Raw genomic sequence first — 21,178 nt, 5'->3', positions numbered from 1 at the left:
CACACTGGACCGGCGCACTCGCCGCCCCGGTCACGCCGCGGTGGCCATGGCGGTTCCGGCGGCCGGCATGTCGCGGTAGAGGGCGGCCCGCTCGATCGCGGTCCAGGTGGTGCTCGTGACGACGTACAGCGCGGCTGCGAGCGGTACGACGGACACGGTGAAGAGGGTGGCGAAGGACATCAGCGGCATCAGCTTCGTCATCGCGCCCATGCCGGGCACCGGCTGTCCGTCGGGGCCGGCGGCCGGGGTGACGGGGTTGGCGGCCATCTGCCGCTTCGTACGCCGGAAGTTGAACGTGGCCACGACGGCGACGATCGCGAACAGGCCGAGATAGACCATGCCCTGCGCGCCGAACAGCCCGCCGTGCGCGAGCGCGTCCTGCCAGCGCTCGCCGAGCGGTGCGCCGAAGAGCTGGTGGCCGAGCAGCTCGTTGGGGTCGCCGCCGATCCTCTGGCTGGAGAAGAGGTGGTAGAGCAGGAAGAAGGCGGGCATCTGCAACAGGCTGGGCAGGCAGCCGGAGAGCGGCGAGACCTTCTCCTCCTTGTGCAGTTCCATGAGCGCCTTCTGCATGCGCTCGGGGTTCTTGCCGTGCTTCTTGCGCAGTTCGGCGATCTGCGGCTGGAGCCGGGTGCGGGCCTTCTGCCCCCGCGCCGCGGCCCGCGACAGGGGGTGCACGGCGAGCCGTACGAGTGCGGTGAACAGCACGATGGCGGCGGCGGTGGACGCGGTCTGGAAGAGCGGGTGCAGCGCGTCGGCCAGCGCGCCGACCAGGCCGGCGAATGCGGACATGAAGACGGACATGGGTGAGCCCTCCGGGGGTCTCGTCGTGCCGGGAGGAAGAACGGACTCGGCATGACGAACCGCGCGGGGCGCCCATGGCGCACCTACGGGGGCACCTGCTGGGGTGGTTGCTGCTGCGAGCCCCTACGCGGCCGTCGGAAGGGCGCGGCCGGGGGCTCGGGGGCGTCTGCGCCCCTTGGCGTCAGGGTCCCGCTGCGGCAGGAACGCGGTGCGTTTCTCCCGGTCGCGGATGGCGGTGCGGACCCGGGTGCGGGGCACCGGGGCGGCGCAGCGGGCGCTGATGAGCGAGGCGACGGCGAGTGCGGAGCCCGCGGCGGCGGTCGCGGCGAGCGCGACCGCGGCGGAGAGGCTGCCGCCCTCGGCGAGGAGGACTTCGGTGATGAGGAAGAGCAGCAGTCCGGCGGGGCGGAGCAGCCGGGCGAGGCCATTGCGCAGACGGCTCGTGTCGCCGTTCATCGGCCCCTCCCCTCTTCCCCTTCGCGGCCGGTCGGCCGGGCTCGTACGCCCGTGTTCGTTCGCACACGCGCGCGCCTGATGCTCTCCAGCCGTTATACACGATGGGTCCGGCGCGCCGGCCCGCCCGGCGTCGGTCAGTGGCCCGTTCCCGAGGGAACGCCGTCGGGTTCCGCCTGCTGTTCCGGGGGCCGGATCTCGTCCCGCGCGAGCACCTCGTCGTCCGGCCGGTCGTCGCGCTCGCGCGGCCCCGCGTACGTCACGGCGAGCGCGACGAGGAGGTTGGCACCGAGCGCCACGATGCCCGCGTTCACCCCCCACACCGGATCGTTCTCCGTGAACACGAACCCGCACACCACGCCCACGCCGACGACGAGACCGCTCATCGCCCCGAGCAGGGTCAGCCGCCGCCACATCAGCCCCAGCAGCACCATGGGAAGCAACTGCGCCATTCCCTCGTACGAAATGAGGGAGAGCCGCACCAGGGTGTTGGGAGCGGTGTACGTGAGCAGCAGCGCCAGGCTCCCAGCGATCACGACGACCACCTGCGCCGCGCCCTTCTGCCGCCGCTCCAGACGCGGTACGAGCGAGAGCACGCTGCGCCCCCACATCGTGCCGATGACCAGCATGAAGACGGCCATCGGCACGATCGAGGACAGCGCCGCCGCCACACCGATGACGCCGACCGCCCAGGCGGGCAGCGAGTCCACGACGAGCTGGAAGAGCGCCAGGTTGGACTCGGCGCCGACGAGCCCCGGCACGACGAAGAGGGCCGCCATGCCGAGCAGCATCGGCACGAAGAGCAGCACGTTGTAGGCGGGCAGCAGCATCGCGTTGCGGCGCAGCACGTCGGCGTTCTTCGCGCCGAGGTAGCCCGCGACGGTCGTCGGGAAGATCACCACGGTGAGCGAGTTGAGGAACGAGGTGGTGATGAACCAGGCCTGTCCGAGCCCGCTGTCCCCGTGCCCGGGGAAGGTCAGCCACTCGCTCTTCTCGGTGACGAGCCGGTCGAGGAAGGGCCCGTACCCGTCGAAGTAGTGCATCGGCACGTAGAAGGCCAGGAAGCCGAGCGTGGCGATCACCAGGACGTCCTTGAGCACGGACACCCAGGCGCTGCCCCGCAGCCCGCTCACCACCACGAAACCGGTGGTGACGGCGAAGGCTATGAAGTAGGCCTGGTTCAGGCTGATGGCACCGTAGGAGATGGTCGAGACGACCACACCCATGCCGGTGATCTGGAGCTGGATGTACGGCAGCAGGAAGACGGTCGCGAGGACGGCGACGAGCGCACCGAGCCAGGGCCGTCCGAAGCGGTGCGCCACCATGTCGGTGATCCCGACGAGCCCGTGCTTGCGCGCGTACGCCCAGAGCATCGGCCCGACGACGTAGCCGATGGCGTACCCGCAGGACATGTACGCCACCACGTAGAGCACCGGCGCCCCGTAGTTGTAGCCCCATCCCGCGGCGCCCAGGTAGCTGAAGCTGGTGTAGCCCTCGCCGGCCATCAGCACCCAGATGAACACCGTCCCGAGGCTGCGTCCGCCCACGGACCATTCCGCGAGCCCGCCGCCCTCGCCGTTCCCCTTCCGCCGCCCCCGCGTCGCGAGCAGCCCGAGGGCGACGGTGGCGACCATGAAGACCCCGAAGACGGAGGTCGCGACCGTGGCGTTCACCGGCGGTCCCCCCGCCGGGTCAGCCATACGGCGACGGGGGTCAGCAGGGTCGCCCCGAGCAGCCACACGAAGAGGAACGGCAGCCCGAGAACCACCGGGTGGACCCGGTTCACGAGCGGCAGCACCCCCAGGTACAGCACGTAGGGGACCAGCAACCACAACAACTGCGGACGTCGTCTGAGCACGTCGAAGAACCTTAGTGCGGTGCCGCTACCGCGACCGGACATCCATGAGTTTTCCCCATACGACAAGCCGGTACCGAGAGGTGAATTCGGGCGTGCACGTAGTGAGCGTCACATAGGAACCGGCCTCGGCGTACCCGGCGTACGGCTTCACGTTGCTGCGCGGGACGGCGGCGATGACACCGCTGTCGCGCGCGCTCGTCCGCGCGAGCGTCCGGTCGACGGTGTACGTGTACACGGCGTCCCGGGTCTCGACGTCGATGCGGTCCCCGCGCCGCAGCCGGTTGATGTATCTGAAGGGCTCGCCGTGGGTGTTGCGGTGTCCGGCGAGCGCGAAGTTCCCGGCCCGGCCGGGCTGCGCGGTGCGCGGGTAGTGCCCGACGTACCCCTTGTCGAGGACGCCGCTCTTGCTGACGCCCTGGGCGACGGGGGCGACCAGCCCGAGCCGCGGGATGCGGATGACGGCGTACGCCTGGTCCCAGCGGGGCGCGGAGTGCGCGGTGCCGCTCCCGGCCGACCGGCCACCGGACCTACGGGGCTCTCCGGAATCACCCGACTCGTCGGAACCGCCCTCAGGATCACCGCCGACCGCTCCCCCGCGCTCTTCCCCCCACTCCCGCTGAAGGGCCCGCACCTGGTGCTCGGCTCCGGCGCGGGCCTGCCGATTGGTCCACCACAGCTGATGAACAACGAGCAACAACAGGACGACACCCAGGGTCACCACCAGCTCGGCACCCGTCCAGAGCCCGCGCGCGGCGACCCTGCGCCCTCGCGAGTTCCGCTGCACCACAACCGGTATCCGCTCCCGCACGGCCCGCACGATAGGCCCATGGCCCGTAAGTCTCCAGGCCTGGAACAAGCCTCCGCCCCGGAGCCGTACAGCAGTACGGTGTGGTTCATGCGCCCCGACACGCCTGCCGCCCACACCACCGAAGCCGAGCGCCTGCTGCGCGCCGCGGCGCGGTACCCCGAGGACCGTGAGCCGCTGCTCCTCCAGGCCGCGGCCCATCTGGAACTCGCCGGCGACCGCGCCCGCGCCACCACCCTCTACGACGAACTCCTCGGCTCCCCCGACCTCGACCACCCTCACCTGGTCAAGGCCCTGAACGCGGCCAACCTGTGGGAGTACGGTCACGAGGCGGAGGCCCGCGCGATCATCGAAGGCATCCGTGCCGCGGGCCCGCTCGACCCCGGGCCCTGGGAGATCGCGGCGGAGACCCTCGAAGCCCACGACGAGCTGGAAGCCGCCCACGACTACTTCTCGACCGCGCTGACGCTGCTCCTGACGCCGGGCGAGGAAGTCCCGTACGCCACCCAGTCGCTGCTGTTCGGCCGCCACCGGGTACGCAGGCTGATGGGCGTCGACCACGACGCCTGGGACGAGCTGGCCGACACCCTCCACACCGCCGCCGTCCCGCTGGACGAGCTCCACGACCCGAAGCGCCTGTGGTCGCTGGGCTCCTCGGACCCGGGCGAGCTCCGGGCCGAGATCACCCGCCTCCGCGCCGAGTTGGGCACGTACCGCACGGCGCTGTCCCGGCCGTTCCCGGTCGCGGTGCTGCACTGGCCGGCCGCCGAGCTCGCCGAGCTCCTCACCGCCTACCCGGACCTGCGCAGCGAGTACCCCTCCCACCCCGAGCACCTGGCCCGCCTGGAGGCCGCACTCCGCGACCTCCACCAGGCCGGCACCCCGAACCTCGGCATCGTGACCGGCACGGTCCCGTCGTACGAGGCCTTCGCCGCCTCGGAGGCCACGTCCCCGACCGACCCGGACCTCCTCCCCCAGTACGCCACCACCCTGGCCGCCCGCGGCCGGGCAGTCCCTTGGCCCCCGGCCCGCAGCGCGGCCTGCTGGTGCGGATCGGGGCGGACGTACCGGGAGTGCCACGGCGGCGAGTGAGGCATCGGTACGGAGGTACGGGGGCCGCGTTGAGCGCATGCGTGCTCAACGCGGTTCCAGGCCCGCTCCCTCCGCGATTTCGTGGAAGTCGTGCACCATGCGTCGCAGCCATAGCCCGTCACCCCGATGACCCCGGATCAGGCGCCGACGTATCGGGCGGGGCCTTCGTCGCCGTGTCGATGTCCTTGGCCGAGGACTCCCTCACCCTTGATCTTGTCCGCCTTACCGGACTTCGAGAACTTGTCGGCGTCGTCGAGATTCTTCGGCGCCTGCGCGTCGATCGCCTTGTTCACCGCGTCGATGAACGCCTGCTTGTTGAACTCACCCGGCTTCGCGGCGTTCATCTTCTCCGCGTTCGCCGCCTTGCCCTGGGCTTCCTTGTCGTCGGGAGGCGCGACCGCCGCGTCCTGCGCCGACTTCGACTCCGTGACGGCCAGGACATGGTGGGCCAGACGAACCTTCTTCGCCGCCACATCCGCCTTCACCTTGCGGAAACCGGGCGCCTGCGCCGGCGACGGCTTCACCGGCGCCGTATACCGCTGCGCGACCAGACGCGACACGGCCGCGTTCCCCGCCGCACGCTGCAAACGCTGAAGACCACGCGGGTCCGGGACGGAGCGTCCCCCGGACGGCCGACGGGGTGGGGGTGCTTGCGAACGTGACACATCGGGCGTGACTGTCACGTTCTCCTGACGGGGGTACCTCCACGGTCGGCCCCGGAGGCGGGGTCCTTCTCCGGAAGCGTCCTCATCCGCCCTCCCCGCCATGCCGGCCGACGCACCAAGCCCAACAAGGAAGATACGAAGCCCGGGAAGGCCCGAGGAAGAGACCAACGGGCCCAAGAACCCGGACGTGCCCCGCCGGTCACCCATCACTGCGCGAACGGACACAGGGAGTCGTACGCACTCCGGACAAAGAAATCACCCGCACCACCGGAATGCGTATCCGTATGGTTCTGCCATGCCCGAGCTCCAGCGCCTCCGCCCCGACCACGCGCCCGCCCTGTTCACATTCGAGCAGGAGAACCGCGCGTTCTTCGCCGCATCCATACCGGACCGCGGCGACGCCTACTTCACCGACTTCGACGCCCGCCTCACCGCACTGCTCGCCGAACAGGCCACCGGGCTCTGCCACTTCCACGTCCTGGTCGACACCGACGGCGAGGTGCTGGGCCGCTTCAACCTGGTCGACGTCGCGGACGGCTCCGCCGATCTGGGATTCCGCATGGCCGAGAAGGCCACCCACCGAGGCCTGGCCACCGCCACCGTCCTCCACCTCTGCACCCTGGCAGCCACGGAATACGGCCTGACCACACTCCGCGCAGCAGCCGCCCTCGACAACACGGCCTCCCGCACAGTCCTGACCCGCACGGGCTTCGCCCCCACGGGAGAGGAGGTCCAACTGGGCGACCGGCCGGGGCTCGGTTACATCCGACGCATGACGTCCGAGACCTGACGAAACCCTGGTCTCGAATTCCTCAGCCAGCGCAACTAACACTCCGACACATAGATGAGGTTCCCTTTGCTCCCCTTCTTCCCTCAGGACTCTTCAGCCGCAGAAAATATTTCGTCAGCGCCGCCAGCAGACGACGATGCCGAGCTCGCTACCGTGCGAGAGCATCTTCTGAAACTAGATCCCACAGGAGCGCGGTTCGGCACCGTCCTCCGAGACACCATCGATCAACTCCTCGACGGCGAGCATACTGGCCGATTCGATTGGAACGATCTACACAAAACAGAAAAGACTCACGCTGGAACTCTTATCGAAATCAACCTTCTACGCGAATTTGATTTCACCAGCGGACAAGACATGGACTATCTCATCAGTGACATCGAGGTTGACTGCAAATTCTCGCAGAAAATTTATCAGTGGATGATCCCGCCCGAGGCGCTCGGGGAAATCTGCCTCGTAGTTTGGGCCGATGACCATAAAAGCAAGTGGAGTGTAGGACTACTGCGCGCAGATCGCGAGAAGCTCACCACCAGCGGTAAAATCACCAAGAAAGGAAACCGGGACGGAAAGTTTCGCTTGACCAAGGATCACCACTCGTTGGTGCAATGGATCTGGGAAGGCAAGGAACTCGAAGAAAATCTTCTTCTGCATATCGACCCAGAGCGCCTCAAGCTCATCCTGGCCGCAGGCTCGTCGTCCCGCCGGAGTCCAGGGCAAGCAAAGGTGTCCGAGCTGTTCCGAACAGTCCAGCATCGACGTATCAACCGGACAGTGGTGCGTACTCTTGCCCAGCAGAAGGACTACATGAAACGAGTCCGCTACAACGGCGGCTCGCGGACTGCTCTCCGAAAGGAAGGGATCCTAATTTTCGGCGACTATCCGAATCATCAAACTGCCGCCGCGCAGCTAGAATTGCCTGTGCCACAGGAGGGCGAGTTCGTCAGCGCACGAGTCGTCGAGGCCCAGCCTCGACATGGTGGCCGAGTTCGCGCGCTCATGGATGGCCGGTACTGGGTGGTTGCCGATTCGGGCGACGAAGTACAGGAGGCACCCCTCCTGCCAGAAACCAAGAAGAAAGAAACGAAGTAGAAGCGTCAGGAAGGAAGCCAAGGTGGATACCGAAAAATGCTGGGTTCCACCAGCGGGTTCCTGGGCCTCGTCTGCAGGGCGACGCCGCAACATGCAGGCGATTCGGAGTCGCGACACAAAACCAGAACGACTGATTCGCCGACTGGTACACGCACAGGGGCTTCGCTATCGGGTTGGAGCGAAGCCCCTGCCCGACCTCCGCCGAACAGCAGACATGGTCTTCCGCCCAGTGAAGGTCGCCGTGTTCATTGATGGTTGCTACTGGCACGGATGCCCTGAGCACTACGTTCCACCCAAGACCAATTCCGGTTACTGGTCTGACAAAGTGGCGGGGAACATGGCACGCGACCGCGACACGAACCAGCACCTCGTCGACGCTGGCTGGACGGTGCTCCGCTTCTGGGAGCATGAGTCACCAGAGAGGTGTGCTGACCAGATCATTCTCACTGTGAGCAGTATCCGGCGAAGCAGGGATACGAGCTGAGAGCGTACCCTCCTGCTCCCGATGCGCTTTAAGTGCTTTCATGATCTGCGCGCCGACTGCCTTAGCTACAGGCGGAGGGAAGGCATTGCCTACTTGCCGATACGCCGCAGTCTTGCGGCCCATAAATTCCCATTGCTTTTCCCCCGGCTCTGGGTTGAACCCCTGAATCATCGCCGCCTGAGGAACAGTGAGCATGGGACCGTTCTCCGTTCCTGTGCCGAGGTCCCGGCCGGGATTTTTCGTCGTTCCCGTTTTCTCATCCGGCTCGTCAGCCACGCCCAGTCCGCAAACTCCAAGGTCAGCCCAGGCCTTCTTCGCTCTCGTGGGCCCGAGGTCTGCACCGCCGTGCTTCTTGGAACCGCCAACGAGGGTTGGAGCGATCCCAGCCGACGCCTTCTCAAACCAGTCGCTGAACGCCTTCCCCTTCAGCCCCCGGTCCCTCATGGAAGCCGAGAGGAGGTCGCCAACAGAGAGTGCGGGCTCTTGGTCGGCAGGGGGCAGGTACCAGCTGTCCACATCAAAGTACTTCCAGTACTCAGGCTTCAGCGCTACGAGAATGCTCCTCGGCCGCAACTGTGAGACGCCGAAGTCACCGGCCTGCAGCTCCCGCCAATCGCACTTGTAGCCCAGGTCCCTGAGGTCTCTGATGATCTCCTCGCGGTATCCGTCGAACTTCGACTGCATCAGCCCGCGGACGTTCTCGATCATGATGGCCGAGGGATTCAGCTGACCCGCCAGCTCGATCATGAAAGGGAACAGGTCCCTGTCGTCATCGCGGCCGAGCTGCTTGCCTGCCAAGGAGAATGGCGGACAGGGAACGCCCCCCGCCAACAAATCGATCTTGATCTCACTGGCAAGGGCCTCGCCGGCTTTGCTTTCGACGTACTTTCTGAGGTCGCCTTCATGCACCTCCCACATCGGACGGTTGAACCGCAGGGTCTCGCACGCGCTCTTGTCCATCTCGATCAGGAGCGCATGCTCGAACCCGGCACGTTCCAGACCCAGCGCCTGGCCTCCCGCCCCAGCGCAGATCTCCACCGAGGTGAACTTCTTCTCAGTGCTGGTCATGCACCCTCCTTACAGACTTGCATGGCGGGCACTCTTTGTGTTCCGCCCTTACAGAGGGTGACAGACCCCACTGACATCTCGACCGTCCTCCAGTGTGCGGCACGGGCTGACCTTCCTCAGACACCCCCGCACTACAGGGAACACACATACGATATTGCCCATGCGTAGCCCTGACTGGACCTGGGATGAGTTGCTGCTGATCTGCTCGCGCGTTGTGAGCAACGACTGGGGCCAGCTCAGGGCGTACCAGCAGCCCACGCACGACCTCGCCGACCTGCTCCGCTCTCTGCCCCTTCACGGGAACGCGGCACACGATGTGCCCGAGTTCCGGTCGGCCGCCAGTATCAGCCGCAAGAGCGCGGACTTGATCACAGGTCGCCCCGACTACGCGGGCCCCGCTACCAGGGGTGGTCGGCTGACCAGGCTCGTAGCTGAGGCGTTCATGGAACGTGAGGAGGAGATGCTGCTCGCCGCACAGGCAATTGAGGACGGAATCTCGTCTGGCGAGCTCGTCCGCATCCCTGAGCAGCCCAACGAAGTCGATGAGGACGGAGTCCCGGCCATCGAAGGACGCCTCCTGACCCGCTGGGCGACGTTTCGCGAGCGGAATCCCGCGCTGCGCAAACGGAAGATCGCCCAAGCACGCAGACTTGGTCAGCCTCTCCAGTGTTCCGTATGCGTGTTCGACTTCAGTCGTCGGTACGGCCCCCTTGGTGAGGGCTACATCGAAGTGCACCATGTCCTCCCCCTCCACCTCTCGGGCCCGCGCGAGACCAGGCTGGAAGACCTTGCCTTCCTCTGCGCGAACTGCCACCGCATGTGCCACAGAAGCCACGGTGGCGCCGCATGGCGCACTCCGGCGGCACTGCGAGCTGAAATCGAGAATGGCCCCGCAGCAGGCAAGATCACGTAGCTGCCAGCGTTCCGCTCAGGCGTCGCGCCGATCACACTGCGCCCGCCTCGAAGTGCATCTGCGCGCGGTCCAGCAACCCGTCCGGGTCGCCACCCCGTGCAGCGACCCAGTGCAGGAGATCCGCGATGAGGTCTGTGGCAGATTCCTCAAGGATCTGAACAGAGCGACTCTGCAGCAGAGGCGGCGCACCGACATCGCGGCGGTACTTCGTCAGCGCCGACTCAGCCCGCTGCACCCGGCGGCAACGCATGTCCGGATCGGCTGACAGCTCACACCAGACAGCCTTCCCCGTCGCAGTCAGCAGCGTTCCCCAGTCGACGGCCAAGCCGGCGAGCAGGTGCAGCCCCCGGCCGCACTCGTCGTCGCAGGCCGCCGGTCCGACAACCGGCACACGGTAGCTCTTGTCATGGAGTTCGATCCGCAATCGGTCCCCTGCCGTCTCCATTACCAGGGTGGCTGCGGCACCTCTCCCGACGTGCTTGATCACGTTGGCCGCCAGCTCACTCACCGCGAGCTCGGCCTCTTCGGTGAACGTCGGCAGACACCACTCCGCAAGCTGCCCTCTGACGGCTCTCCGCAAGTCCCGGACCGCTGCGGGCTCGGCCTCGAACGGCAGAACGCTGCGGAGTCGCGAGCTGCTGTCGTATCCGGACATGGACTCTCCTCCCGGCGCCACATCAGCCCTGCACGTGCCGTATCCAAACGACTGCGCTGAGTGGTCAGGCTTGCGAGTATGGCAGCAAGAAGTCTCCTCGTGAAACTTCTCACGAGAATCGATCGAGTGAATCCGGATAGCGGTAACTAGGGGCAGACATAGCCTGGTTGGCGCCGACGAGCCCAGTGCACACAAAGCGGAAGGTCATCATCCATGTCTGTCAGAACCACGACACGACGCCGCCAGCTCGGCGCGATGATGCGCAAGTTGCGTGCGCGGAAGGGCATGACGCTGGAGGAGGCCGGTCGGCTCGTCGGTATCTCGAAGGCCACTGTCAGCCGCTACGAGACCCAGGAAGGGCCCGTCAAGTGGCCCATCGCCGACGCGCTCTGCCGGCAGTACAACGCAACCGACGCAGAGCGGAACGCTGTGGTTGCCCTGGCGAAGGACGCGAAGCAGCAGGGCTGGTGGGGGCCGTACACCGACTCCATCCCCGCTGACATGAATCTCCTGCTGACACTCGAAGACGAGGCCGTGCGCGAGGACCACTTCTCCAGCACTTACGTACCCGGCCTACTGCAGACGCGGAACTACAGCACAGCGATTCAAGGCGCCAGCGAGATGCGGCTGGCACCCGAGGAGATCCAGCGTCTGGTGGATATCCGCATGAAGCGCCAAGAGATCCTGAGTCGGCCGAAACCGCCTCACCTGTGGGCGATCCTCGATGAGTCAGTGATCCGGCGTGTGGTCGGATCCCCCGCGAACATGCGCGATCAGCTGGGCCACCTGGTCGAAGCCAACAGCTCCCAGCACATCACCCTGCAGGTCCTGCCCTTCTCCAAGGGCGCTCACGGCGCAGCCCTGGGCAGTTTCGTGATCCTCGGCGGTGCCGAAGCGAGCCTGGACGTTGTGTATGTCGACCTGCATGTCGGCCCACTCTTCATGGAGACGGACGAAGAACTCGACCGATACAGACTTGCGTTCGACTACCTGCGTGCACAAGCGTTGGACATGGCCGCGTCGTCGGCCTTGATCGAGCGCGTTCGCAAGGAGATGTAATGCTTCTGGTACCTCACTCCCCCGAGTCTCTCCACTGGTTCAAATCGTCTTACAGCGGAGCGAACACGACTGAATGCGTTGAGGCTGCCCGCCTCCCCCAGTCCACCGCGGTGCGCGATTCGAAAGCCCCTGACGGTCCGATGCTGATGTTCGGCAACGCGTCGTGGAAAGGGTTCCTTTCCGCCGTACGGCATCAGCGGCTTGGCGCGTCATGAACCCACCTCCCGCCAGGGCGGCGCCCGCGCCGTCTCCCCTCCAGTGGCGGAAGAGTAGCCACAGCGGTGGCAGCGGCACTGAGTGCGTCGAGGTCGCGGACCTGCGCTCGGCGGTTGGCGTACGAGACTCCAAGCTGCCCCGCGGACCCCACATATCCGTACACCACAGCGCGTGGGCACGGTTCGTCGCTTCTCTTCGCACCTCGTAGGCCGCCAGTGCCCGATCCACCGTGGCGCCCCTTGTCAGCGACCGTCGAAGCTCCGGCGTGCCTGGACGATCACGTGTTGGGCCTCGGTTCCGTACACAGCGGATTCGCTCAGGGCCCGCCACGCGCGTTGATACGTGGTGATGGTGCCGGTGTCGTCCAACCACAGTTCGGCGTGCCAGTCCTCGGTGACCGCGAGGCGGCCGTCGAAGCACCAGAAGCCATTGGCCGGAGGGGCCTTCGCCGTTGCGTGGACGGTTTCCATGCCGATCACTCCGGCCAGCCGGTCCAGATGAGCGGCGAGCGCGCGGGGAGGGCAGATCAAGTTGTGCGGTGCGGCTTCCCAGATAGGAACACCCAATCCGTACCGCTTCGGCCCTCCGCAGGTTTCTGATGTCCTCGCCGATGACGGTGTTCCGCCTCGCGTTGTCGAGGAGGCAGAGCTGACCAGGGGTCGTCGGGGCGTCGACGATGCGGACTCGTTCGATCTCCGAGGTCCCAGTCGGCGCTGCCGGTCTCGGCAGACTGCCGGAAGCCGCGTCTCCAGTCGTCATGCCTTGTGCTTGAACGTCCTGTGGAAGAGATGATCACCGTCCGCCCTTGAACGCGGCGGCAGATGGAGCCAGGAGGACCGTGGCCGCCTGGCACTCCGACGCGTCTGTCGTGCCCCGCAGGGAAATGCAGCAGCTTCTCGACACGGCCCACGAGCAGGCTCCGGCGACTACGCGACAGCGCTTCGCGCTCCTGTTGGCGAAGGAGCGGGCCCCGGCGGACTCGACGCCACCAGCGCGCAGGCACTCCGCGTGGCCATCGCGGTGGTTGTCCGCGACGCGGATGTCCTGCTGGTGTGTCGGCGGGACGACGACGCCGCCGGCATCATCTGGCAGTTCCCGGCCGGGGTCATCAAGCCGGGAGGCAAGGCGGAGACCACCACCGTGCGGGAGACCTTGGACGAGACAGGTGTCCACTGCGCGGTCCGACAGCACCTCGGCAACCGGCTTCACCCCGTGACCGGAGTGCTGTGCGAGTACTTCCTCTGCGAGTACCTGGCAGGCGAGGCCACCAACAGCGACGCAGCCGAGAACATCGACGTCATGTGGGTCCCCAGAAACTCGGTGCCCCGCTTCATCCCCGTCGATACGATCTTCCCACCCGTCCTGGCCGTCCTTGAGGAGCAGACGTGACGCAGCAGAACGCGGAGGACCGACCGGGCATCGCCGCGGCCATCGTCGTCCACGAGGGGCGCGTTCTCATGGTGCGCCGCCGGGTCAGCGAAGGTCAGCTCTCCTGGCAGTTCCCGGCCGGCGAGGTCGAGCTGGGCGAGGCCCGCGAAGACGCCGCCGTGCGAGAGACCCAGGAGGAGACCGGCCTGGACGTGGTCGCCCTGAAGCTCCTCGGCGAACGGGTCCACCCGAAGACAGGTCGGCTGATGTCGTACACGGCCTGCGAGGTAGTGGGCGGTACTGCCCACGTTGCCGACACCGAGGAACTGGATGAGCTCGCTTGGGTCGCCCATGGCGAGATCCCGCGGTATGTGCCGTACGGGTTGTTCGAGCCCGTACAGGAGTACCTCGACGGCGCCTTGAACTCCTGACCGGCTCAGGTCAGCCGGCCATGCCCACCGGGAAGCGCGCTCTTGTCGTTGTCGGGGCTGGGGTGGCAGGGCTCACCACCGCCGTCGTGCTCGCCGAGGCCGGGGAATCGGTGCACGTGATCGCCGAGCAGATACTCGGCGTCACCTCACTGGCAGCCGGGGCCATGCGGGGCCCGTACCTGGTCGAGTCGAAGGGCAAAGTCGACCACTGGGGGCAACAGTCCCTGGAGATCTTCCGGGAGCAGGGTTTGGCATGGGCATAAGCAGGGGTCGACGTGGCGTATTGGGCGGGCTGGGTGCCGTGTTGCTTGCTCTGGTGGTGCTGTCCGGGTGTGTGCCTGGGCGGTACGCGGATGTGCCGGCCGTCACCGGGGTCTCGGCTGCTGAGATCGTCGGGACCTGGCGGTGCATCGATGGCACGGAAGTCACCATGCGGGCGGACGGTACCGCCACCGTGAAGCAACTGGACGGACAGGACTTCGACTTCGACAGTCAATGGCGGATGTCCGGCACCGGGACGTGGGAGCTTACCGACCGGCCCATGGGCTGGAGCGACGGTCAGCACGTGTCCTTGAACGTCACTCGGCGCACGTCGTCCGTATGGCGCGAGCCGGCGGATGCGGCCGACGAGGCGGCCGTCGACGGCGACTTCAGGGAGCCCGCTCCGGACTCGTACACCTGGACCCTGGAACTGGAGCGCCGCAAGAAGGGGCTGGCCCTGTACTTCTTCTACAGCGATCCCGACAACCGCAACACCTACTACCTGGAGAAGGCGCGGTAGCCGTCAACCCACGCCCGGCGCGGTCGTCGGTGTTGTGTTGATCTTTGCGAAGCGTTCTCGCCATGGCAGGTGGTCGGGCTCGAGTGAGGGGGATGCGGAGTACATGGTGTTCGCTGCGGTCAGGCGGCACGGGGTGCATTCCGTCTCGTCCAGCAGGGGGCGGAAGTTGTGTGTCTTGCCTGGGCCCTGGCATTCGATCAGTTCGCGGGGGCGTGCGGGCTCGAAGGACTGGGGGGTCGTCCGTGGTTCGGGGAGTTTTTGGGCGAGGCGGTAGCGGAGGAAGCCGACTGCTGAGCGCACGCCTTCTTTCGGGCGTTCGGCGAGCAGGGCCTGGCGCAGGTCGGACTCGCTCAGGCCGCGCTCCAGCCATTTGACCGCGTCGACGGCCAGCTTGGCGGCCTCGCGTACGCCCAGGTGCAGTTCGCGGCGGGAGTGGCGCAGGGAGAGCAGGACGCGTTCGGCGCGGGCCAGCAGGGCGGGGTCCGCCGTCGGGGCCGGGCGCTCCGGTTCGGAGAGTGGGGAGAGCTCGGACGGTAAGGAAAGTGCGGAGAGCTCGGATAGTGCGGAGGGTTCGGAGGGTGGGTGGGGAGTGGTTTTATCACTGTGGTCTTCTACCGGTTCATAGCCACCGGCCGTCCGGGGAGCCGGTTCGCCGACCGTCGGAGAGTGCGTACTCGGTGGCACGGCGGCGGGGGAAGGGGTTGGTGGAGTTCCTCGTACGTGGGTCGCCTGCTCGCTCGTCAGGGCGGTGTTCGCGACCAGTTGCTCGGTGATCCAGCGGCCGCCGTCGGCCTGGCTGCGCCACTCGTGCACGTACCCGTTCTCGACCAGTTGCTGTTTCGCCTTCTGGTACGCGCGGCCCTTGATGCCCAGCTTCTGGGCCAGTTCGCTCAGCGGCTTGAAGGTGGTGGTGTCGGGGAGGCCCTGGACGTACAGGAGCAGGATCTTCGCGTCACTGCTCAGACGCGGGTGGCGGACGACATCGTGTGATGCCTTCGTATAGCGCGCGGACGGCGCGATAGCATGACGCAACATTTCCGGTGGGGTCCTTGTCCACTGGTGGTGTAGGCCCTCGGGTTGGTGTTGGCGCACCGCCGGGGGCCGCCCTATGTGCGCGCGAACACACAGAGCGTGATGATTTCGTCACCGTACCGCATCTTCCTCATCTGCCGCCACGCGTACGGGACTTCATCCCCGTGCCGGTCAGGCCAGCCAGAGTTCGCCGTGGCGGTGGTTCGCCGGTGGGATGTCGACCGTCTCCGCGGCTTCGAGGGCCAGCTCTCCGGTGGGGGTGTTCACCAGGCGTCGGAGGACACCCGCACGTGCGCGGAGGCGTTGGCGGGCCCGGCGTTCCGCCAGGGTGGCGGCACGCGAGAGGCCACGGTCGCGGTTGTGGCGGGGGAAGCAGTAGACATCCACCCGGCGGCGGACGCCCTGCGGCCAGGGTCTGCGGGCCCCGGCTGCCGCCTCGGCGAGGCTTCGGGCGCCGTACCGGAGGTCGTAAAGGATCACGGAGTGCCAGGGGCTACCCGGGCTGTCGTCGTAGCTCTTCCTGGTCCGCGAAGGGGGGAGGTGGTGGGCAGTGCGCGTCATGGGGCTCCGAACGATGGGAGCCGCCGGGGATCTCCCGGCGGGCTACCTGAAGCCCGTCGGTCCCGTCGCACGCCCGTTACTCACCCGGGAGACCCTAGCCGCATTGACCTGGACGGTGCGATTTGACTTGGCACTACATATCGCGAAAGCTAGATACGTAACGTCGAGAGACCGTGGAAGGGTGGAGCGATGGATCCGCTGGCCGTACACAAGGCGCTCGCCAATCCCGCGCGCCTGCAGTTCATGCAGTGGCTGAGGGAGCCGGAGAAGCATTTCGACGAGGACTCCTACCGGCAGCAGGGGCTCGGCTTCCATATCGGCGTGTGCGTCGGCGACATCCAGAAGCGGTCCGGGCTGGCGCAGTCGGTGGTGTCCGGCTATCTGCAGACCCTGAAGGACGCGGGACTGCTCACCTCGGAACGCATCGGCAAATGGACGTACTACCGGCGCAACGAGCCGGTGATCGCCGAGTTCGCCGCGTACGTCCGCGACGAGTTGTAGTTCGCCCTCCCCCGCACGGCGTCGAGCCTTGATCCAATATATCTACTTTTCTAGATTTGATGAAAGGTGCTGATCGTTCCGATGAGAAAGACCTCCCTCACCGTCCTGGTGCTCGCCCTGGGCGTGTTCGGGATCATCACCACCGAGATGGGCATGGTCGGTGTGCTGCCCCAGGTCTCGGCCGAACTCGGTGTCACACCGTCCGCCGCCGGCTGGCTCGTCGGGGTGTTCGCCCTGGTCATCGCGGTGTCCGGACCGTTCACCACGCTGCTCGCCTCCGGTGTCGACCGCAAGAAGGTGCTCGCCGCCGCAATCGCGGTGTTCGCCGTCTCCAACGCCGTCTACGCGCTCACCACGCAGTACGAGGTGATGCTCGCGTTCCGCGTCGTTCCCGCCCTCTTCCATCCCGTGTTCTTCGCGGTCGCGCTCGCCACCGCCGCACGGCTGGTACCCGCGAAGGACGCGACCCGGGCCACCACGACCGTGTTCGCCGGAGTCACCGTCGGCTTCGCGTTCGGTGTGCCGTTGACCTCGTACCTCGCCGAGCATCTGTCGCTCGCTTCGGCCTTCTGGTTCGGCGCGCTCGTCAACCTGATCGCCTTCCTGGGCATCCTGCGGTTCGTACCGTCGATGCCGGTCGGCCAACGCGTCTCGTACGGCACTCAGCTGAAGGTCCTCAAGCGGCCGCAGATGTGGCTGACCATTGCCTCCATCGTTCTCGTCTTCGCGGCGATGTTCTCGGTCTACGGCTACTTCGCCGAGTACCTGGGGCAGGTCACGCACATGGACGGTACGTGGGTCAGCGCCATGCTGATGGCGTTCGGCATCGTGATGATCCTCGGGAACTTCGCCTTCGGCAGCCTGTTGCGACGCAACCTCGTCCGCACCGTCGTCGCCTACCCGGCGCTGTGCCTGCTGGTCTACGTCCTTCTGTACGCCGTCGGGCCGATGCTCGCGCCGATGGTTCTGACGGTCCTGGTCTGGGGTGCCGTGCATTCGGGCGGGCTCATCGTGAGCCAGAGCTGGCTGGGGCGGGACGCGAGTGACGCACCCGAGTTCGGCAACAGCCTCTTCATCTCGTTCTCCAACCTCGGCATCACCGTCGGCACCGCGGTCGGCGGCTGGGTCCTGGCCGAGTACGGAGCTCGTCAACTCGCTTGGGCCGGGGCGGGGTTCGCGGTCGCTGCGCTGATCGTGATGGGTTTGCGGCTGCGGTGGGAACGCGTCGGGGAGCAGCGGGTGGCGCCGGACGACCGGGGCTCGCTCGCGGCCGGGGAGGTCGGGGTCTGAGAGGCGGGGCGACAGAGGCAGGGGCAGGGGCAGGGGCAGCAGAACGGCACCTCGGGCGCCACCGGCAGCGTGACCGGTGCGCACCCGCGCTGGAACGTCGTGGACTGCGACAGCCGGCTCAGCCGCGAGATCCCCAACACCCTGTAGACCAGCACCAGTTACCCTACCGGCTCCGCGCCGGTGAGCCGGAACGGCTGACGGTCCCGGCCCCACCCGCACTCTCCGCTCCCTGCGTCCCTCGCCCCCCGCTCCTGCCGGGGGACGAGGGACGCGTTCGTTCCTCACGGGCCGCGCCGCGTCGTTCAGGGCCGCGTGGGATGCCGCCAAAAGAGTGCCTCCCCCGCCATCTCCTGGGCGCGATGCCAGGACTTTCGGAAGACTGACGGTCAGTGCTGGCGGTGTCCCTTGAACGGTTCGCAGCGAGAGGCGATTTCCGGCCACAACACAACACCCCTTACCCTGCGATACATCGGTCACCAACGGTCGGCCGGGACAGAAGGACGACAATATGACCTCCGAGACCAACACACTGGTCACCATCGATGCCACAACTTCCTTGCTGGAGGCGGAACTTCCCCGCCTGGAGCAGCACCAGCAGACCCTGGAGAAGGAACTCGCGACCGTCACCGAACGCCTGGAGTCGGTGCGGACCGCGCTGACGGCACTGCGTGCGCTGTCGGCCGCCCCCGCTCCCGCCCCGGCTCCCTCCGCGAGCGCGGTGGCGGAGACGGCGGCAGACGTGACGGAGTCGGGTGAGGCCGACGCCGCCAAGGCCGGGGCGGCGAGCGTTCCCGCTCCCAAGATCCCGCAGCAGGCGAAGGACTCCATCGACGCCACCGACTCCACCGACTCCACCGACCAGGTGGAGGCCCCGCAGGAGCAGGCGGCGACCCCCGCGCGCCGGGCCGCCCGCAAGGCGCCCGCTGCGCCCAAGGGCCGCAAGCAGGCCGCCGCCAAGCCGCGGGCCCAGCGCGGCCAGGCCAAGAAGGCCGTCGCCGCCAAGCCCGCCGAGGAGGTCAAGGACACCAAGGACAGCAAGGACGCGGAGCCCGCCGCGCCCGCCAAGGCGACCAAGACGGTCAAGGACAGCAAGCCCGCCGCACCGGCGAAGGCAGCCAAGGCGACCAAGGCCGCCAAGCCCGCGAAGGCCAGGGCGCCGAAGAAGGCCGCGACCTCCGCGACCTCCGCACCGGCCGTCGACGACAGCGGCAGCCTCACCGAGCTGGCCATGAAGGTGCTCGCGGCCTCCGGCGACACCCCCGTCCGGGCCCGTGACGTGACGAAGGCCCTGGGTCGCGAGCTCACCCCCAACGGCATCAACACCGTTCGCAGCACCCTCGACCGACTCGTCGCCACCTCCCGGGCCCACCGCGCCGGCCGGGGCCTCTACCAGGCCCCCGCGAACTGACCCCTGCCACAAGGGAGTTCGCTCGATGCCCGGTTCCGCCACCTCGGCGGCACCGGGCATCCGCTCGATGCGGCCGGGCGTCGGTCTGTAGGTTGCCCGCATGCCTTCATCACCGCGCCTGGAAAAGGTCACGTCGGACAACGTCGAGGCCGCCTGCCAACTGAACGTACGCCCCGACCAGGACGGGCTCGTGAAGCCGGTCGCCTGGTCGCTGGCTCAGGCCTACGCGACCCCCGACATCGCCTGGCCCCGACTGATCTTCGACGGCGAGCAACTCGTCGGCTTCGTCATGGCCTTCTTCGACGTCCGGTTCTACCCGGACGACCCGAACGACAACAGGCTGCGCTCCGGCCTCTGGCGGCTGAACATCGCCGCCGATCAGCAGGGGCAGGGATACGGCCGCTTCGCCGTGGAGGCGGTGTGCGAGGAGATCCGGCGGCGGGGGCAGACGCGTGCGACCGTGAGCTGGGTCCCCGGTGAGGGTGGGTCCGAGCAGTTCTACTTCAGGCTCGGGTTCCGGCTGACCGGGGAGACGAGCGGGGATCAGGTCGTCGGTGAGCTGGAGCTCGGCGACGCGTAAGGGCGTGACGTGCAGTGCCGTGGCCGGAAACGATCAGCGGGGCGGCGGATGGTACGGCGGTGGGACCGCGCCCGGTCACCCGATATGAGCTGCGATGATCCGCGCGCACTCCATGGACTCGCTCCGCGTCGTGTCCACCTCGATGTCGTACGTCACGCCCTCGTGGACCACGTCCGCCTGTGAGGCCGCCATCCCGGGGACGCGGTCACCCCGCGCGATCTCACGGGCTACGGCGACGGCACTCTCGCACCGGACGCCCACCCACAGCACCGGGAGCCCGTCGAGTGCCTTCTGCCACCGCTGCTGGGAGGCCGCGCCGCCGAGGAAGACCTCGTCGACGATGACCCCGGCTCCCGCACGGGCCATCGTGACGACCCCCTCGATCCAAGCCGACTCCAACGTACGGAACTCGGGGCCGACGATCACCTCGCCGTCCGGAGCGAACTCGATGCCCGCGTCCGACGCGCGCATGGACGCGGGCATCGCCTCGACCAGTGTGTCCACCCCGAAGGTCAGCCACGGATCCGGCAACACCGCCTGAAGGCACCGGGCGATCCCGGACTTCCCTGAACTGGAGCCACCGTTGAGCACGATCATCTGCGTCTTCACCGGGCCACACTAGGACCTGACAGCGGGCCGGTGCAGTAGTACGGCAGCGGGGGCCGAACTCGAACCCGCCGGCCGGCCCGCCCCTCGGCGGTCAACGCGGTGGGACCGGCCCGTGACCCACTTGGCCGTCGGCAGAACCGATTCAGCAGCTCCCGTCCGGGTGACGGAACCCCGCATTCGACAGTGGCCGCAGGTCGGCAGCACAGACTTGGGCCGTTTCCGATCCCCCGCACAAGGAGTTCCCTTCATGCGTCTTCGTTCCACCGTTGCTGCCGCCCTCGGCGCGCTTGCGCTCATTGTCGCCGTGCCGACCTCGGCCGGCGCGGCCACCGGAGACTTCACGTACACCTACTCCGGCCTCGACGGCTCGCCGCAGGTCGGCTTCCTCGTCGACCCGCCGAGCCGGGTGTGCATCACCCTGCCCGAGGTGGCCGACCCTTCCTCGACGAACCCCGCCCACACTCCGTGGAACCTCACCGACTCCAGCGCGACGGTCTTCGCCGGCCCCGACTGCGAAGGCCCCTACTTCACCCTCAGGCCCCATGGCGGCCACGCCTCCGAGCGGCTGAAGCTCCGCTCGGTCGTCTTCAGCTGATCCCGCCGCACCACCCGACCACCACCCCGGTACGAGCCGCCCCGCGCTCGTACCGGGGTGGTCCCGTATGCGGGACG

The 21,178-nt window shown here is 67.5% G+C and carries 26 protein-coding genes and 4 pseudogenes; 17 read left to right on the top strand and 13 right to left on the bottom strand.

Annotation, left to right across the window (positions count from 1 at the left end; genetic code table 11):
* Positions 1 to 30 precede the first annotated feature (30 nt).
* The 5 genes from OG611_RS12920 to OG611_RS12900 all read right to left on the bottom strand — a co-directional run bounded on the left by OG611_RS12920 (position 31) and on the right by OG611_RS12900 (position 3,920).
* On the bottom strand, positions 31 to 801 hold the full coding sequence (locus OG611_RS12920) for a YidC/Oxa1 family membrane protein insertase (RefSeq protein ID WP_266418780.1): 771 nt from the start codon (positions 799 to 801) through the stop codon (positions 31 to 33).
* A 123-nt stretch (positions 802 to 924) separates the two neighbouring features.
* The gene (locus OG611_RS12915; protein WP_266418778.1) at positions 925 to 1,257 is read right to left on the bottom strand and encodes a DUF6412 domain-containing protein; all 333 of its coding nucleotides are present in this window, start codon (positions 1,255 to 1,257) and stop codon (positions 925 to 927) included.
* Between the two features lie 134 nt (positions 1,258 to 1,391).
* A complete protein-coding gene (locus tag OG611_RS12910) occupies positions 1,392 to 2,927 on the bottom strand; it encodes a sodium:solute symporter (RefSeq protein WP_266418776.1) in 1,536 nt (511 codons plus the stop codon).
* The gene (locus OG611_RS12905; protein ID WP_093540511.1) at positions 2,924 to 3,082 is read right to left on the bottom strand and encodes a DUF3311 domain-containing protein; all 159 of its coding nucleotides are present in this window, start codon (positions 3,080 to 3,082) and stop codon (positions 2,924 to 2,926) included. The genes OG611_RS12910 and OG611_RS12905 overlap by 4 nt, the downstream gene beginning before the upstream one ends.
* Positions 3,083 to 3,137: 55 nt before the next feature.
* On the bottom strand, positions 3,138 to 3,920 hold the full coding sequence (locus tag OG611_RS12900; protein WP_266418772.1) for a class E sortase: 783 nt from the start codon (positions 3,918 to 3,920) through the stop codon (positions 3,138 to 3,140).
* Between the two features lie 87 nt (positions 3,921 to 4,007).
* On the opposite strand from OG611_RS12900, the gene OG611_RS12895 reads away from it, so the two are divergent.
* Complete coding sequence (locus OG611_RS12895; protein WP_266418771.1) at positions 4,008 to 5,009, top strand: SEC-C domain-containing protein; 1,002 nt, start codon at positions 4,008 to 4,010, stop codon at positions 5,007 to 5,009.
* A gap of 142 nt (positions 5,010 to 5,151) precedes the next feature.
* Here OG611_RS12895 and OG611_RS12890 read toward each other — a convergent pair.
* Positions 5,152 to 5,760 (bottom strand): annotated as a pseudogene (locus OG611_RS12890) (hypothetical protein); the annotation flags it as partial.
* A 209-nt stretch (positions 5,761 to 5,969) separates the two neighbouring features.
* Between OG611_RS12890 and OG611_RS12885 the strand changes: the two are divergent.
* From OG611_RS12885 to OG611_RS12875, 3 genes are all read left to right on the top strand, one after another.
* Positions 5,970 to 6,464 (top strand): GNAT family N-acetyltransferase, encoded by a 495-nt coding sequence (locus tag OG611_RS12885; RefSeq protein ID WP_266418769.1) that lies wholly within the window; start codon positions 5,970 to 5,972, stop codon positions 6,462 to 6,464.
* A gap of 66 nt (positions 6,465 to 6,530) precedes the next feature.
* Positions 6,531 to 7,550 carry a NaeI family type II restriction endonuclease gene (locus tag OG611_RS12880; RefSeq protein WP_266418767.1) on the top strand — a complete coding sequence of 340 codons (1,020 nt, stop codon included), beginning with the start codon at positions 6,531 to 6,533 and terminating at the stop codon, positions 7,548 to 7,550.
* A 22-nt stretch (positions 7,551 to 7,572) separates the two neighbouring features.
* The gene (locus tag OG611_RS12875; RefSeq protein ID WP_266418766.1) at positions 7,573 to 8,034 is read left to right on the top strand and encodes a very short patch repair endonuclease; all 462 of its coding nucleotides are present in this window, start codon (positions 7,573 to 7,575) and stop codon (positions 8,032 to 8,034) included.
* On the opposite strand, the gene OG611_RS12870 is transcribed toward OG611_RS12875, so the two are convergent.
* Positions 7,963 to 9,102 carry a DNA cytosine methyltransferase gene (locus OG611_RS12870; protein ID WP_266418765.1) on the bottom strand — a complete coding sequence of 380 codons (1,140 nt, stop codon included), beginning with the start codon at positions 9,100 to 9,102 and terminating at the stop codon, positions 7,963 to 7,965. The two genes, OG611_RS12875 and OG611_RS12870, sit on opposite strands and share 72 nt — an antisense overlap.
* 160 nt (positions 9,103 to 9,262) lie before the next feature.
* Between OG611_RS12870 and OG611_RS12865 the strand changes: the two genes are divergently transcribed.
* Positions 9,263 to 10,015 carry an HNH endonuclease gene (locus OG611_RS12865; protein WP_266418763.1) on the top strand — a complete coding sequence of 251 codons (753 nt, stop codon included), beginning with the start codon at positions 9,263 to 9,265 and terminating at the stop codon, positions 10,013 to 10,015.
* Between the two features lie 31 nt (positions 10,016 to 10,046).
* Here the strand turns inward: OG611_RS12865 and OG611_RS12860 are convergent, their stop codons facing one another.
* On the bottom strand, positions 10,047 to 10,670 hold the full coding sequence (locus tag OG611_RS12860) for an ATP-binding protein (protein WP_266418761.1): 624 nt from the start codon (positions 10,668 to 10,670) through the stop codon (positions 10,047 to 10,049).
* A 213-nt stretch (positions 10,671 to 10,883) separates the two neighbouring features.
* Here OG611_RS12860 and OG611_RS12855 point away from each other — a divergent pair, with 213 nt between their 5' ends.
* Genes OG611_RS12855 through OG611_RS12845 form a run of 3 tightly spaced genes read left to right on the top strand, consistent with a single transcriptional unit; the run spans position 10,884 to position 12,153 of the window.
* The gene (locus tag OG611_RS12855) at positions 10,884 to 11,729 is read left to right on the top strand and encodes a helix-turn-helix transcriptional regulator (protein WP_266418759.1); all 846 of its coding nucleotides are present in this window, start codon (positions 10,884 to 10,886) and stop codon (positions 11,727 to 11,729) included.
* The gene (locus OG611_RS12850) at positions 11,729 to 11,944 is read left to right on the top strand and encodes a DUF397 domain-containing protein (RefSeq protein ID WP_266418757.1); all 216 of its coding nucleotides are present in this window, start codon (positions 11,729 to 11,731) and stop codon (positions 11,942 to 11,944) included. The genes OG611_RS12855 and OG611_RS12850 overlap by 1 nt, the downstream gene beginning before the upstream one ends.
* Positions 11,941 to 12,153, top strand: a complete 213-nt coding sequence (locus tag OG611_RS12845) for a DUF397 domain-containing protein (protein ID WP_266418755.1) — start codon at positions 11,941 to 11,943, stop codon at positions 12,151 to 12,153. Before OG611_RS12850 ends, OG611_RS12845 begins: the two co-directional genes overlap by 4 nt.
* A gap of 34 nt (positions 12,154 to 12,187) precedes the next feature.
* Here OG611_RS12845 and OG611_RS12840 read toward each other — a convergent pair whose 3' ends face one another.
* Both OG611_RS12840 and OG611_RS40635 read right to left on the bottom strand, forming a co-directional pair.
* On the bottom strand, positions 12,188 to 12,475 hold the full coding sequence (locus OG611_RS12840; RefSeq protein WP_323180172.1) for a hypothetical protein: 288 nt from the start codon (positions 12,473 to 12,475) through the stop codon (positions 12,188 to 12,190).
* A gap of 91 nt (positions 12,476 to 12,566) precedes the next feature.
* Positions 12,567 to 12,704, bottom strand: a pseudogene (locus OG611_RS40635) (hypothetical protein); the annotation flags it as partial.
* Between the two features lie 73 nt (positions 12,705 to 12,777).
* Here OG611_RS40635 and OG611_RS12835 point away from each other — a divergent pair.
* The 4 genes and pseudogenes from OG611_RS12835 to OG611_RS12820 form a co-directional block, all read left to right on the top strand.
* A pseudogene (locus OG611_RS12835) lies at positions 12,778 to 13,334 on the top strand (NUDIX hydrolase); the annotation flags it as partial.
* Positions 13,331 to 13,744 (top strand): NUDIX hydrolase, encoded by a 414-nt coding sequence (locus tag OG611_RS12830; RefSeq protein ID WP_266418751.1) that lies wholly within the window; start codon positions 13,331 to 13,333, stop codon positions 13,742 to 13,744. The pseudogene OG611_RS12835 and the gene OG611_RS12830, both read left to right, overlap by 4 nt.
* Positions 13,745 to 13,764: 20 nt before the next feature.
* A pseudogene (locus OG611_RS12825) lies at positions 13,765 to 13,986 on the top strand (FAD-dependent oxidoreductase); the annotation flags it as partial.
* A 188-nt stretch (positions 13,987 to 14,174) separates the two neighbouring features.
* Positions 14,175 to 14,525 carry a hypothetical protein gene (locus OG611_RS12820; RefSeq protein ID WP_266418749.1) on the top strand — a complete coding sequence of 117 codons (351 nt, stop codon included), beginning with the start codon at positions 14,175 to 14,177 and terminating at the stop codon, positions 14,523 to 14,525.
* Positions 14,526 to 14,528: 3 nt separating this feature from the next.
* On the opposite strand, the gene OG611_RS12815 is transcribed toward OG611_RS12820, so the two are convergent.
* Together OG611_RS12815 and OG611_RS12810 are read right to left on the bottom strand one after the other, a co-directional pair.
* On the bottom strand, positions 14,529 to 15,560 hold the full coding sequence (locus tag OG611_RS12815; RefSeq protein ID WP_266418748.1) for a hypothetical protein: 1,032 nt from the start codon (positions 15,558 to 15,560) through the stop codon (positions 14,529 to 14,531).
* Positions 15,561 to 15,728: 168 nt separating this feature from the next.
* Positions 15,729 to 16,118: a hypothetical protein gene (locus tag OG611_RS12810; RefSeq protein ID WP_266418747.1), complete on the bottom strand. Its 390-nt coding sequence runs from the start codon at positions 16,116 to 16,118 to the stop codon at positions 15,729 to 15,731.
* A gap of 189 nt (positions 16,119 to 16,307) precedes the next feature.
* Between OG611_RS12810 and OG611_RS12805 the strand changes: the two genes are divergently transcribed.
* From OG611_RS12805 to OG611_RS12790, 4 genes are all read left to right on the top strand, one after another.
* Entirely contained in the window at positions 16,308 to 16,619 is a 312-nt protein-coding gene (locus OG611_RS12805) for a helix-turn-helix transcriptional regulator (RefSeq protein ID WP_266418746.1), read from the top strand.
* An 81-nt stretch (positions 16,620 to 16,700) separates the two neighbouring features.
* Positions 16,701 to 17,909, top strand: a complete 1,209-nt coding sequence (locus OG611_RS12800) for an MFS transporter (protein WP_266418745.1) — start codon at positions 16,701 to 16,703, stop codon at positions 17,907 to 17,909.
* Positions 17,910 to 18,417: 508 nt separating this feature from the next.
* On the top strand, positions 18,418 to 19,317 hold the full coding sequence (locus tag OG611_RS12795) for a hypothetical protein (protein ID WP_266418744.1): 900 nt from the start codon (positions 18,418 to 18,420) through the stop codon (positions 19,315 to 19,317).
* A 100-nt stretch (positions 19,318 to 19,417) separates the two neighbouring features.
* Positions 19,418 to 19,897, top strand: a complete 480-nt coding sequence (locus OG611_RS12790) for a GNAT family N-acetyltransferase (RefSeq protein ID WP_266418743.1) — start codon at positions 19,418 to 19,420, stop codon at positions 19,895 to 19,897.
* A 75-nt stretch (positions 19,898 to 19,972) separates the two neighbouring features.
* On the opposite strand, the gene cpt is transcribed toward OG611_RS12790, so the two are convergent.
* Complete coding sequence (gene cpt / locus OG611_RS12785) at positions 19,973 to 20,494, bottom strand: chloramphenicol phosphotransferase CPT (protein WP_266425817.1); 522 nt, start codon at positions 20,492 to 20,494, stop codon at positions 19,973 to 19,975.
* A 259-nt stretch (positions 20,495 to 20,753) separates the two neighbouring features.
* Here cpt and OG611_RS12780 point away from each other — a divergent pair, with 259 nt between their 5' ends.
* Positions 20,754 to 21,101 carry a hypothetical protein gene (locus OG611_RS12780; protein ID WP_266418742.1) on the top strand — a complete coding sequence of 116 codons (348 nt, stop codon included), beginning with the start codon at positions 20,754 to 20,756 and terminating at the stop codon, positions 21,099 to 21,101.
* The last annotated feature ends 77 nt before the right edge of the window (positions 21,102 to 21,178 follow it).

It is taken from the genome of Streptomyces sp. NBC_01363 (genome assembly GCF_026340595.1).
Classification (GTDB): Bacteria; Actinomycetota; Actinomycetes; order Streptomycetales; family Streptomycetaceae; genus Streptomyces.
This window is presented reverse-complemented; position numbering and strand designations above follow the sequence as displayed.

Coding starts and splice junctions, on each gene's coding strand:
- OG611_RS12870 (WP_266418765.1), bottom strand. CDS start 9,102: ATGACCAGCACTGAGAAGAAGTTCACCTCGGTGGAGATCTGCGCTGGG.
- OG611_RS12810 (WP_266418747.1), bottom strand. CDS start 16,118: ATGACGCGCACTGCCCACCACCTCCCCCCTTCGCGGACCAGGAAGAGC.
- OG611_RS12855 (WP_266418759.1), top strand. CDS start 10,884: ATGTCTGTCAGAACCACGACACGACGCCGCCAGCTCGGCGCGATGATG.
- cpt (WP_266425817.1), bottom strand. CDS start 20,494: ATGATCGTGCTCAACGGTGGCTCCAGTTCAGGGAAGTCCGGGATCGCC.
- OG611_RS12885 (WP_266418769.1), top strand. CDS start 5,970: ATGCCCGAGCTCCAGCGCCTCCGCCCCGACCACGCGCCCGCCCTGTTC.
- OG611_RS12895 (WP_266418771.1), top strand. CDS start 4,008: ATGCGCCCCGACACGCCTGCCGCCCACACCACCGAAGCCGAGCGCCTG.
- OG611_RS12865 (WP_266418763.1), top strand. CDS start 9,263: ATGCGTAGCCCTGACTGGACCTGGGATGAGTTGCTGCTGATCTGCTCG.
- OG611_RS12920 (WP_266418780.1), bottom strand. CDS start 801: ATGTCCGTCTTCATGTCCGCATTCGCCGGCCTGGTCGGCGCGCTGGCC.
- OG611_RS12850 (WP_266418757.1), top strand. CDS start 11,729: ATGCTTCTGGTACCTCACTCCCCCGAGTCTCTCCACTGGTTCAAATCG.
- OG611_RS12805 (WP_266418746.1), top strand. CDS start 16,308: ATGGATCCGCTGGCCGTACACAAGGCGCTCGCCAATCCCGCGCGCCTG.
- OG611_RS12780 (WP_266418742.1), top strand. CDS start 20,754: ATGCGTCTTCGTTCCACCGTTGCTGCCGCCCTCGGCGCGCTTGCGCTC.
- OG611_RS12845 (WP_266418755.1), top strand. CDS start 11,941: ATGAACCCACCTCCCGCCAGGGCGGCGCCCGCGCCGTCTCCCCTCCAG.
- OG611_RS12820 (WP_266418749.1), top strand. CDS start 14,175: ATGCGGGCGGACGGTACCGCCACCGTGAAGCAACTGGACGGACAGGAC.
- OG611_RS12915 (WP_266418778.1), bottom strand. CDS start 1,257: ATGAACGGCGACACGAGCCGTCTGCGCAATGGCCTCGCCCGGCTGCTC.
- OG611_RS12815 (WP_266418748.1), bottom strand. CDS start 15,560: ATGTTGCGTCATGCTATCGCGCCGTCCGCGCGCTATACGAAGGCATCA.
- OG611_RS12860 (WP_266418761.1), bottom strand. CDS start 10,670: ATGTCCGGATACGACAGCAGCTCGCGACTCCGCAGCGTTCTGCCGTTC.
- OG611_RS12795 (WP_266418744.1), top strand. CDS start 18,418: ATGACCTCCGAGACCAACACACTGGTCACCATCGATGCCACAACTTCC.
- OG611_RS12800 (WP_266418745.1), top strand. CDS start 16,701: ATGAGAAAGACCTCCCTCACCGTCCTGGTGCTCGCCCTGGGCGTGTTC.
- OG611_RS12790 (WP_266418743.1), top strand. CDS start 19,418: ATGCCTTCATCACCGCGCCTGGAAAAGGTCACGTCGGACAACGTCGAG.